A 10,738-nucleotide genomic window follows, 5' to 3' on the forward strand; every position below is an offset into this window, starting at 1 on the left:
GCGCTTGCGCCACTGGTACAACGCCTTGACCGAAAGCCCCTCGCGCTCGGCGTACGCCTTCGTGGTGATCCCTTCGGTTTCGATCGCCGATAAATGCGACAACCAGAACTGCGACTTCTCCGACATGCCCGTGCTCCCTGAAAAATGGAAGTCCGAGCATGCCGGCCCGCCGGCGCCTACGTAAGGATGAGGTTCATGGAGCGCTTACGGTTGACGGCCAAACACCAAGGAACCAAAACGGTTCCGCGTTGGAGGTATATCGACATGCCCACAACTCTGACCCTGAAGAACATTCCCGACTCCCTTTACGAGCGGCTGAAAACCGCTGCAGAACTGCACCGACGGAGCATGAACAGTGAAGCAATCGTGTGCTGCCTTGAAGCAGTGCTGATGCCTACGCAGTCAGCACCCGCGGAGCGTCTGACTCGCGCACGCGAACTCAGGGCCGCGCTGAAACCCACAGAGTTCCTGGCACGTGACATTGATGCGCTGAAGCGCGAAGGCCGCGCATGATCGTTGTTGACTCGAACGTCCTCGCTTACCTGTACTTGCCGGGTCAGTTCACCGAGGCTGCCGAAACACTGCTCGGCAGAGACCCCTATTTCCCCATGACGCGGACAAGGTCACCGTAACGGGCAAGCTTGCCGTCCACCGTGAGGAGAATGAGCGGTTCAGTCATCGACTGGGCAACCAGCAAGCGATCAAAGGGATCTCGATGGTCGTCGAAGGCCGGCAAGCTGGTGAGCTTGAGGATGTGGGCGTTCCTGATCGACAGCCAGGTGAAGCCCATTGATTCGACCTGCTCGGCGAACGCGGACAAGTCGATACGGACCTTGCCCAAGGCGGCCTTTATCGTGAGTTCCCATAGGGACACGCTGCTGACGAAGGCTTCGTCAGCAGCTTCCACCAGGCTGCGCACTTCGTCCGTTACACGCGGGTCGCCAGTCTGCCACCAGAACGCAAAATGCGTATCGAGTAGCACTTTCACCGGCCGGCGCCCCGGACGCCCGTTTTCTCGTCTGACTCTTGCAGGCAGGTAAAGAGTTCATCGATCGGCGCATCGAAATCTTCGGCCATCATCCAGTCACAGCCCTTCATGCTCCCCGGTGGAGCAATCCTCCGGCGGGCTGGGCGGTAGGCTTTCAGCGTGGCAATTGGCTGGCCGGCACGCGCAATGACGACCTCGTCGCCGCGCTCGACCATCTCGAGCAAGCGCGAAAGATGGGTCTTGGCTTCATGGATGTTGACGATTTGCATGCCGGGTTCCTGCCAGAATGAACTAAGCCTTAGTCTAGCTCACCTGGACACATTTTTCGAGCCGCGTGAGATCGCATGAACGGGTTGTTGCCGGGTGTGAATACCGATTCGAACTGACACACTTTTTGCCCGTTCGATGGATGATCCGCGAACGTACGGACACACGAGCGGCCGGATTGGTCGAGTTTCTGCCTTCCCCCTTCGGAGAAAATCGGGATGGTCGTCGCCTGTTCATGCCGCCAATTGAAGCGGCTTCACCGTTTCTCTTGGCCGCTGCTCGGCCTGCCACAGGTCATAGGCCGCCTGCATCCTGATCCACAGTCCCGGAGGCTGGGAAAGGGCTTCGGAAAGCTTCAGATCCATGTCGGCCGTGATGCTTGCGTGCCCATTGAGAATCTTGGACAGATGAGGACGCGACACGCGCAAGTGGGCAGCGAACTGGCCGACCGTCAGGCCGAGTTTGGGAAGAGCATCCTCCTTGAGGATTTCGCCAGGATGGGGCGGGTTGTGCATGCGCATAGGATATCTCCTCAGTGATAGTCGAGGTAATCGACGAGTTCGGCTTCCCCTGCGTCGAACCGAAAGATCACCCGCCAGTTTCCATTCACTTTCACTGACCAATAATCCATCAGATCACCGCTCAGCTTGTGCAGGTCAGTGACACCCAGCATCGAAGTGATCCGCCAGTGGGTGTTGGTCAGGGACGCCTGGCTCACCGGTGGCGGGCATGTGTCGTCCGGTCGGGCCGCGATGAAGCGCTCGACCATCCAGGTTGGCTTCAACTGGTCTCCTTCAATCCCGGGACGCTGGGCCAGGGCACCCCCGAAATGCATCAGGAGCTTGCCGCCCGGGCTGTCGACGAGCGCCAGGTAGTCGCGCTGCATCTTCAGCGCCTCCTCGCTCGGGGCGATCGGGTAGCTGCGCCCGGTCAGGCACTCGGTGAATCGCGGCGAATCCACCATGTAGGTCATGTGCCCGAGGAAGAACGCCGGAATCTCCGCCATCTCGATCCGGCCAATGCTTTCCAGTTCGTACGGCAGGTCGGACTCGATAGGCTGCCCCATGATATCGAGCAGGCGCAGCCGGTCCGGCCCGACAATCTCGAATTGCAGCGGCATCTCCCTGCCCCCTTGCAGCACGAGCGCATTCCGCCACGAATCGACACGCCAGCGACCCATGTCGCCATCCACCGATTCCGTTTCCTTCCCCAGCCACTCGCGGCGCGCCCCCCACGGATGCCGCGTCCCCCTGGTTCCCCGCATCCCCCCGGACTTCATCTGCAAACACGCTACCGCTGATGACAAATACCATCACCAGCGCGGAGACCACCCATCGCAAGCGCACACCCGGCGATCGATCGCATGAATGGTGGGCATCAACGCAAAGGAATCGCATCATTATTCGCCTCACACCCATGTACAGGTCTCTTGGCCGCAGAAGACGGAAGGCCACCGCGCATCGACCCCAAAGCCGGCGGGAACAGCTTTCAAGACGCTCTTCAGCTTGTCGGTTCTTTGGGCACTCATGGTCCACATTATGCGTCCCTGCCGGACCGCCTCGACCTTGAACTCTGCCGTGTAGCGCGCCTGCGGCTTCTTCGTTTCCATCGACTCCTCGGTGACGCCTCATCGTGAGACAAAAAGGTGTCTAGGAAACCCGGGGCGATTCACTCGGTGTCGATGTGTTGAGGGGAAACTCCACAGCGTTCAACCAGGGGATGCCGAGCACCAGGATCCAAACTGCCTAACCACCCACCTCAAACACAACACTCATCGGCCCACTGCCCGAATGACTGCGATACCGAACCGGCCCGTAATACACGAACGGCGCCGCCTTCCCGCCCGCGAGCTTCGATTCGCGCACGAACAGGTGCAGTGAGATCCCCCGCTTCTCGTGCTCGATGATCTCCCGACCCCGCTTGCTCTCGGGTGTCGTCGAGTTCTGGCTTTGCCAATGGAAGGTGTGATCGTCTATCCAGTGGTCGAGGTAGCGGTGGTCTTCGGCCTTGCCTTGTTTGTTGAGGGTGACGAGTAGCACCTGGGCCTTGCGCGCGGGCAGTGCCACGTGGCCGCTGTTCCAGTTGCCGGGGTTGAAGTTTTCGCCGAACAGGGGCGGGATGTCTTCGCGCATGAAGGATTCGCCGACCGCGAGTTCCAGCGGGTCGATGACCGCCTTCAGGCGTGCGACGGTGCGCAGTTCGTCGGCGAGTTCTGGGGTGACGTGGATGTCCTCGTAGTCCGGATTGTTCGCGACGAGGACGTAGCTGCCGTCGCGGTGCTTGGTGACGACACGCAGCAGGTATTGGTCGTCGCCGGTCTGGTCCTGGCGCTCGATGGCCATGGTGGTGCCGGTGATCGAGCCCGCGTTGGCGGGGCTGACGAGTTCCATCAGCAGGTAGTCGCCATCGCGGATCGGGTGCTTGCCGCCGTTCATCGAGTTGCCCGAGGCGCGGGCGATGAAATGGCGCGCGGGGTCGAGGCGTCCGTGGCCGGGGCCGAGGCTGCGGTGCTCTTCGGCGTCGGCGCGCGCGGTGCGGAAGTGGCCGCAGGCGATGCACAGGTTCGGAAAATACGGGAGTTCGGTGCGGTCCGGCGTGGCGCGCTTGAACGGCACGACGTTGTCCGGCGGCGTGGCGGCGGCGCGACGGACCTCGTAGGCGGCGAGGCGAAAGTCGACCAGTTCCTGCACCATCGCGGCGAAGCGTTCGCGATGCGCTGGTTCAACGTCGAAGCCCGGTTCGAAACGCTGCCCGGCGATGCGGAAGAACTTGCGCGCGGCGGCCGGCTGATTGCCGCCGATCCAGGCGTTCACCGGGTTGTCGCGCCAGTAGCGTGCCCAGACTTTGCTCCTGCCGTCGGACGCGTCGAACTGGGCTTCGGGCAGGTCGGCGAGCAGCGGGCGGCGGCGTTGCAGCACCTGCCATGAACGCTCGGCCAGCGCCTCCATGGACGGAGCCGAGGCCCAGCCGTCGAGTTCCTGGAAGGCCTCGAGCAGCACCATCTTGAAGCTCTTCGTCATCGCGGTGGTCTCGACCTCGCGCAGAAAGTCGCGGTGCGCGGTGGCGACGATGGCCTCGTCCTGGTCGAGATCGTTCATCGCGCCGACCAGCCCGAACCAGCTGCTGTACTCCTTGCGCATCCGCCCGAGGTTCGCGCCGCAGCGGTAGAACTCGGCGAGCGTCGGACGACGACCGAGGCCGTCCTTCAGCGCCTGATATTCTTTGGCGATGCCGTCGGTGTCGAGCGACTTCAGGAAATCGATCAGTTCGAGCTCGTAGTTGATGAAGCAGCCGGCGGGCAGTTCGAGTCGGCGCGTCTCGACCTTGCGCGCGAACTCGGCGAGGTGTTTGTAGCTCGCCCCGACCTGGGCGAGCGCCTGCGGTTTGTGCAGAAAGCTGTGGTGGTTGCCGATGAAGTCGAGCACGACCAGCTTTTCTTTTCCTTCGGCCCTGCGCAGACCGCGCCCGAGTTGCTGCAGGAACAGGATCTTCGATTCGGTGGGGCGCAGCATCAGCACCGTGTCGATCGCCGGCAGGTCGACCCCTTCGTTGAACAGGTCGACCGAGAAGATCACCTGCAATCGGCCGTCGGCCAGGCGCTCCAGTGCCTCGCAGCGGGCGAGCGCCGAGCCGGCGTAGACCGCTGCGGCCGCGATCCCCTCGTGCGCGAACTGGGCGGCCATGAACTTCGCGTGCCGGATCGAGACGCAGAACGCCAGCGTGCGTTGCTGCGCGCGGTCGCGCCAGTGGCGCAGCGCATGGCGCGCGCGGGCGAGGGTGGCGAGTTTGTTCGACAGCTGCTCGGGTTCGAAGCGGCCGTTGCGCCACGGGATCTCCCGGTAATCGACCGACTCGTCCCAGATGCCGTAGTAGTGGAACGGTGCGAGCAGGCCGGCCTCGATGCCGGCGAACAGGTTACGGGTGAACACCAGGTTGTCGTCGCACAGCGACAGGATGTCCGACTGGTCGGTGCGATCGGGCGTGGCGGTCAGGCCCAGCAGGAACTGCGGCACGAAATGGGCGAGAAGCCGGCGGTAGGTGGGTGCGGCCGCATGGTGGAATTCGTCGATGACGATGTAATCGAAATGCTGCGGCGAGAAGCGCTTCAGATGCGTGCCGCGACCGAGCGTCTGCACCGACGCGCACAACACGTCGACCTGGGTGTCGCGGATTTGGCCCATGTAGAAGCCGACCCGCGCGCGCGGACGGATGCGGACGAAGGTTTCGGCCGCCTGGTTCAGGATCTCCTCGCGATGGGCGACGAACAGCACCCGACGCGCGCCGAGCTGCTCCGCATCGAAGGCGGCGAGCCAGGTCTTGCCCAGCCCGGTGGCGAGCACGACCAGGCCCCGGCGATAGGCTTCGCGGCGTGTCGCGGCCAGTGCTTCGAGGGCGTCCACCTGAATTGGCGTGGGGATGGGGGGCGGTTCGGATTCTTCGCTGCCCGGCGCGATCGCGCGCGATGGCGGCACGCGCCGTGCGTCGTAGCGGTCTATCCACGCGTCGCCGAGCGCGACGGTGCGCGCATCGCGGAACAGTTCCTCGAAGCGGGCGCGCGCCTCGATGAAGCCGTCGTCGCCCGGATAGTCGATGCGATAGTTCCATTCCAGCCCGTCGGTGAGCGCCTGGCGGCTGATGTTGCTCGAGCCGATGAAGGCGGTGCCGTGCACATCGCGTTGCTCAGCGAAGTGCGCGAACAGGTAGGCCTTCATGTGGAAGCTGCGTCCGGCGGACTCGAACACCCGCACATGGGCGCCTTGCTCCTGCAGCAACATCAGCAGCCGCAGGGCTTCGGGGTCGGTGATGTCGAGATAGTCGCTGGTGAGCACGCGCAGGCGCGCGGGCGGTCGCGACCGGACTTCGCTCTGACCGAGCGCGTCGTGGAGATCCGGCAGCAGCAGTCGGAGGCCGGTGGTCTTGACGAAAGACACCGCCAGATCGATCTCGTCGGCACGGGCGATCGCATGGCAGAGTTGCGGCAGGAACGGGTGCTCGGCGTCTCCGGTGATCAGGCGACTGGTCGGCGCGGGGCGTCGCCGGAGGATGGCGTTCAGCCACGATTCGCTGCGTTCCGGGCGCTGGTCCGGCGTGACCCAGCATTCGGACGACTCGATGTCATCGAGTCCGGCGATCCAGGCCCGCAGGCGGGATTCGGTCGCGTCGGTGAAATGGCGTTCGTCGTCCGTGCGCTCGTCGTCGCCGTGCTTGAAGCTCACGTACAGCGCCCCACCCGGCTTCAGCGCGCGCCACAGGCGCTCGAATGCATGGGGCAGGTCGTCGGCCGGCAGGTGCAGCAGGCTCGCGCAGGCCCAGATGCCGTCGTAACTGCACAGCTCCGAAACATCGGCGAAGCTGCGCACCGCGACGCCCTGTCCGAGCACCTCGCTCGCCCGCTGCGCGATCTCCGCCGACGCGTCGAACGCGACGATCCGGTAGCCCCGCGCGACGAAGGCCCGACTGTCGCGACCGGACCCGCAGCCGGCGTCGAGGATCAGCCCGCCCGCCGGCACATGCCGCAGGAAGCGCGCATGCAGTTCGGATATGTCCACGCCGATGGTCTCCTCGACGAATCGGGCGGCATGACGATCGTAATAGGCAAGCGTGCGGGACATCGAAGCTGGCGGATTCCGTCGATTGGCCGAATGCGATCCACATGTTCGGCGATGGCGACCGACAGGCTACCAGGTTGGAAGGGCTGTGGGGCGCGACGACGTCGCGCCGATGTTCATGCGTTGATTATGCAGGGTCTGGAGAATTCGGCTTCGACCGCTACCGCTACCGCTACCGCGACTTAGTCCGCGGTATCGATATGCCGCGCCAGGTCCATGCTGTCGTGCAGGATGCGAAGCACCTCGATGAGGTTCTTGTCGTCGTGGGCACGAAAGACGATGAAATGGCGCCCTTTGCGTCTTTTGCGCGCAACGTGCAGGCAGATGACGCCCACTCCCAGATCCGGACGTGCACGAACGCCGGGCGCGCCCGGGCCGTGCACAAGTGCTGTCAACGCATTGCGCAGGGTTGTCTCATAGACCCGCGCCTGTCGCGGGCTGAAGTGTTCGGTCGTCCACTGCAGGATATCGACGAAATCACGCTCGGCAGCGTGCGCCAGACGAATGCGCCAGCGCTGCTTCATGCAGTGTTGATCGCCTTGTCGGCCAGCGCGACCAAGTGGGCATCCAGAGCTTGCGTGGTGTCGAAATCGGTGTATCGCCCCGCTTCGACATCGGCAACGCCGATAGCCACAGCCTCGCGTAATGCAGCCAGTCTAGTGGCTCGATCAGCCTCACGGGCTTGCACGAGGCGCAACCCTTCGCGTAGCACTTCGCTGGCGTTCTGGTATTGGCCGGAAGCTACCATCTGCTCGACGAACTGTGCCTGGATCTCGGTTAACACCACGTTACGGGTCGGCATGGCTGTCTCCGAAAAAGGGTTGTTGGCATATCCTGCCAATGGTGATCGAAGAACGCAAGCCACAGCGCTGATTCGTGATCTTTGGATGTGCGCGACGCAACGGCGGCGGGACTGCCGATCAGGCCTTGCCCGCCTGCCCGACCACCATTCGCCACGGAAAGAAATACACCGCATAGACCACCGCATATACCGCGAAGTGGTCCAGGTTGGCGGCGCTTGCGGCGGCGAAGAAGAAGATCAGCAGGTGCATGCGGATCACGTTGCGGTAGGGCGCGAGGAAGGCATCGTTGCCGGACTTTTTCCGCGCGGCCTTGCGCAGCGTGCTCCGGTCGAGCGTGATCGGGGTGGTGGTTTCCTGTTCGACCTGCCTGACCGGCATCGCGAAGGCGGCGCGCTCGGCCGCGAATGCGAGCGGGATGAACCATCCATAGCGGCGGAAGACCTCGATATACAGCGCTAGGTCGGGGATGTCGCCGGTCGCCGAGGACTCGCCATAGACCGGGAAGAACCCGTTCAGAAAGACCGAATGCACGAAGTGGAAGCCGCCGAAGTGCACGGTGAAGAACGCGAGCATGAATAGCCCGCTCAGCAGCACGATCAGCACGCCCATGGTCGACAGCCCTGGGTGGGAGTCGAAGCTCGCACGCACTTCGTCGCGATGCCGCCACGCCAGCGTGACCGGACGAAAGATCGTCCACATGATCGTCGCGTAGCCGACCACGAGGCTCGCCAGCCACAGCGTCCACACCAGGTCGGCGATGCTCCACCCCAGCCACCACGCCATCGCCAGCCCGGCGGCGAACGCGAGCGCGTCGGGCAGGGCCTGGATCCCCTTCAACGCCACGTTACGGGGTCAGGCCGCCTGAAGCATGAAGTCGACATGCACAGCGTCGTAAGGAAACACGAAGCCACGATTGTCGCGGTCGATCAGACCTGCATCGAGTAAGGCATGCACGTCGGTATGCACGGCTTTCACGTCACGGTCGACGCGCCGTGCGATTTCGCGAATGGCCAGCGGTCCGGCCCCGGTCATGGCCTTGATGATCTGCCAGCGTTTGGCGGTCATCGTCTTCCAAAGCAGTTCGGGACTCGCGAAGCTGAGTCGCGGACCGGTAGGGGTGAGTGTTTCCATCGCCGTCGCGACGTCGTCGAGTGTATCGGCAAGCGATCGCACATCAAGCGTTACTGTTGTCATTCATCCACCTCGCTACATCGGACATGAAATCCGAGCTCTTTCGCACTCATGTTGGAAAAGATAACAATGCAAGTGCGCGTTGGCAATTAGTCCAACATTAGGCGAAGGGCGCTCGCACGGCCACGAACGCCAGCGCGTCGGGTAGGGCCTGGGACCAGCGTTCAGGGTGATTGCCCGGCGGGTAGGCGGTGTTGGGGTCAGGCGCTGAACTATTTATTGATATATAGGAATATGCTTATTCATGATAAGCTACTGCTTCGACTGTCATCCATCGACCACACGAGGAGTTTGCCATGAAGCGTCTGCTTGCTGCCGTTACGATTGCTGCCATGCACTTTGCCGTGCATGCCTCCGATCTGGGCATCTCTGCCGAAGAAACGTATCAGAAGATTCAGCAGGCCGAGCAGAACGTGCTGCTGGTCGATGTGCGTGATCCGGTCGAGATCATGTTTGTCGGGTTTTCCGACGCGGTGCATGTCAACATTCCTTACGTGCTGGTCGATCGCAGTCAATGGAACGCGGAGCGCGGCATTTTCAGGACGTATCTCAATCCTGACTTTCTGGGTGATATCCAGGCCGAACTGGACAAGCGCGGCCTGGGTGATGACGCCGAGATCATCACCATGTGTCGTTCGGGTAGCGAGCGGGGCGAACCCAGCGCAGCGCTGCTGCGCCAACATGGTTTTCCGAATGCGCGCTTCGTCATCAACGGTTTTCAGGGCGGGGCCATCAAGGAAGGCCCGCAGGCCGGTTTCCGCCTGCAGAACGGCTGGCAGAACAGCGGCCTGCCGTGGAGCGCGAAGATGAACCCCGAAAAGATCCACCGCACCGACAATCGCTGAGCAAAAAACAGAAATCGGGGACCACGATTAACGACTGATTAATCGTGTGCTGTCTCCGATTTCTACATGTCGGGCAGTTCATCGGGCGCCGTGGCAGAATCCCGGCTCACGCCATGCCGACATTGTGAGCCATGATGACCAACAAGGACACCAACCCGAACGGAGAGGACGTGGCCGCGCCGTCCCCGGGTGAGACCGCTCTGCCTGGTGACGCTGGCGAGAAGTCCGCAGCCGAACCCCCGAAGATCTTTACCTTCGCAGACATGAAGCTGGGCGTCGGCCACCGGCTGCAGATCCAGTGTCCGGCGCCGATGCAGTCCGAGCGTGCCTTCGTCAAGGTCGTCGGTTACGTCGACAACGTCAGCCTGATCGTCACTGCGCCGTGGCGCAACGGCATGCGTCTCGATCTGCTCGAGAACGAGAATCTCATCGTCCGCGCGTTTTCGCGCCAGAGCGCATTCGCGTTCAGCTGCGCCATCCTGCGGGTGTGCAGGCGCCCGTTCGACTACCTGCACCTGTCCTTTCCACGACAGGTGCAGGGCACGGTGATACGCAAGTCCACACGTGTGCGGGGCGGGTTCGCGGTTGAAGCCGGCACGGCCGGATCACCGTGCGGCCCCGCAACGATCGACAACATCAGTGCCACCGGCGCGCTCGTCACTGCACGCGAGCCGCTCGGCAGTCCGGGTGACACCGTGCGGCTGCGCTTCCAGGTGAAGCTCCACGACGTCGATTCGGCCCTGGAGGTGGAGGCGAAGATCCTGAGCGCGGTGCCGCACGACGATACGCAAGGCGACGCCGCCCCCCTGCTGCGCCACGGCGTCGAGTTCCGCAACCTGCAGCCGAACGACCGGATGATCATCACCAGCTTTGTCTATCAGCAGATCATCGAGAATCCGAGCAGCATGGTGTAACAAAGAATCGAAGAATCGAAGAATCGGGGACACCCATTAGCCGGCCGGTGTCAAGCGAGCAAAACACCCCCCGCGGCGGCGCCAGCCGCCGACTTTCGATCTCTCCAAACTCCGTCTGCAG

The 10,738-nt window shown here is 63.0% G+C and carries 14 protein-coding genes; 3 read left to right on the plus strand and 11 right to left on the minus strand.

Features of this window, described 5'->3' with window-relative positions:
- A partial coding sequence (tnpA, locus tag ACKVEX_RS16150) for an IS66 family insertion sequence element accessory protein TnpA (protein WP_473216782.1) occupies positions 1–126 on the minus strand: 126 nt, incomplete at its 3' end.
- Positions 127–264: 138 nt separating this feature from the next.
- Between tnpA and ACKVEX_RS16155 the strand changes: the two genes are divergently transcribed.
- Positions 265–513 carry a FitA-like ribbon-helix-helix domain-containing protein gene (locus ACKVEX_RS16155; protein WP_473216769.1) on the plus strand — a complete coding sequence of 83 codons (249 nt, stop codon included), beginning with the start codon at positions 265–267 and terminating at the stop codon, positions 511–513.
- An 85-nt stretch (positions 514–598) separates the two neighbouring features.
- Here ACKVEX_RS16155 and ACKVEX_RS16160 read toward each other — a convergent pair whose 3' ends face one another.
- The 10 genes from ACKVEX_RS16160 to ACKVEX_RS16205 all read right to left on the minus strand — a co-directional run bounded on the left by ACKVEX_RS16160 (position 599) and on the right by ACKVEX_RS16205 (position 8,861).
- A complete protein-coding gene (locus ACKVEX_RS16160) occupies positions 599–988 on the minus strand; it encodes a type II toxin-antitoxin system VapC family toxin (RefSeq protein ID WP_473216770.1) in 390 nt (129 codons plus the stop codon).
- Positions 985–1,257, minus strand: a complete 273-nt coding sequence (locus tag ACKVEX_RS16165) for a type II toxin-antitoxin system Phd/YefM family antitoxin (RefSeq protein ID WP_473216771.1) — start codon at positions 1,255–1,257, stop codon at positions 985–987. Before ACKVEX_RS16165 ends, ACKVEX_RS16160 begins: the two co-directional genes overlap by 4 nt.
- A 231-nt stretch (positions 1,258–1,488) precedes the next feature.
- Complete coding sequence (locus ACKVEX_RS16170) at positions 1,489–1,776, minus strand: HigA family addiction module antitoxin (RefSeq protein WP_473216772.1); 288 nt, start codon at positions 1,774–1,776, stop codon at positions 1,489–1,491.
- 11 nt (positions 1,777–1,787) lie between these two features.
- Entirely contained in the window at positions 1,788–2,447 is a 660-nt protein-coding gene (locus ACKVEX_RS16175; RefSeq protein WP_473216773.1) for a type II toxin-antitoxin system RelE/ParE family toxin, read from the minus strand.
- A gap of 216 nt (positions 2,448–2,663) precedes the next feature.
- On the minus strand, positions 2,664–2,864 hold the full coding sequence (locus ACKVEX_RS16180) for a hypothetical protein (protein ID WP_473216774.1): 201 nt from the start codon (positions 2,862–2,864) through the stop codon (positions 2,664–2,666).
- Between the two features lie 136 nt (positions 2,865–3,000).
- Positions 3,001–6,867 carry a DUF3427 domain-containing protein gene (locus ACKVEX_RS16185; RefSeq protein WP_473216775.1) on the minus strand — a complete coding sequence of 1,289 codons (3,867 nt, stop codon included), beginning with the start codon at positions 6,865–6,867 and terminating at the stop codon, positions 3,001–3,003.
- 179 nt (positions 6,868–7,046) lie between these two features.
- Positions 7,047–7,388: a type II toxin-antitoxin system RelE/ParE family toxin gene (locus ACKVEX_RS16190; protein ID WP_473216776.1), complete on the minus strand. Its 342-nt coding sequence runs from the start codon at positions 7,386–7,388 to the stop codon at positions 7,047–7,049.
- A complete protein-coding gene (locus ACKVEX_RS16195) occupies positions 7,385–7,666 on the minus strand; it encodes a type II toxin-antitoxin system ParD family antitoxin (RefSeq protein WP_473216777.1) in 282 nt (93 codons plus the stop codon). Before ACKVEX_RS16195 ends, ACKVEX_RS16190 begins: the two co-directional genes overlap by 4 nt.
- Positions 7,667–7,784: 118 nt before the next feature.
- The gene (locus ACKVEX_RS16200) at positions 7,785–8,510 is read right to left on the minus strand and encodes a DUF6498-containing protein (RefSeq protein WP_473216778.1); all 726 of its coding nucleotides are present in this window, start codon (positions 8,508–8,510) and stop codon (positions 7,785–7,787) included.
- Positions 8,511–8,519: 9 nt separating this feature from the next.
- Complete coding sequence (locus ACKVEX_RS16205; RefSeq protein ID WP_473216779.1) at positions 8,520–8,861, minus strand: HVO_A0114 family putative DNA-binding protein; 342 nt, start codon at positions 8,859–8,861, stop codon at positions 8,520–8,522.
- Between the two features lie 293 nt (positions 8,862–9,154).
- Here ACKVEX_RS16205 and ACKVEX_RS16210 point away from each other — a divergent pair, with 293 nt between their 5' ends.
- Positions 9,155–9,703, plus strand: a complete 549-nt coding sequence (locus ACKVEX_RS16210; protein WP_473216780.1) for a rhodanese-like domain-containing protein — start codon at positions 9,155–9,157, stop codon at positions 9,701–9,703.
- Between the two features lie 131 nt (positions 9,704–9,834).
- The gene (locus ACKVEX_RS16215; RefSeq protein WP_473216781.1) at positions 9,835–10,617 is read left to right on the plus strand and encodes a flagellar brake protein; all 783 of its coding nucleotides are present in this window, start codon (positions 9,835–9,837) and stop codon (positions 10,615–10,617) included.
- Positions 10,618–10,738: the final 121 nt, after the last annotated feature.

This window comes from Denitraticella aggregata (genome assembly GCF_048158365.1).
Taxonomy (GTDB): domain Bacteria; phylum Pseudomonadota; class Gammaproteobacteria; order Burkholderiales; family Rhodocyclaceae; genus Azoarcus_F.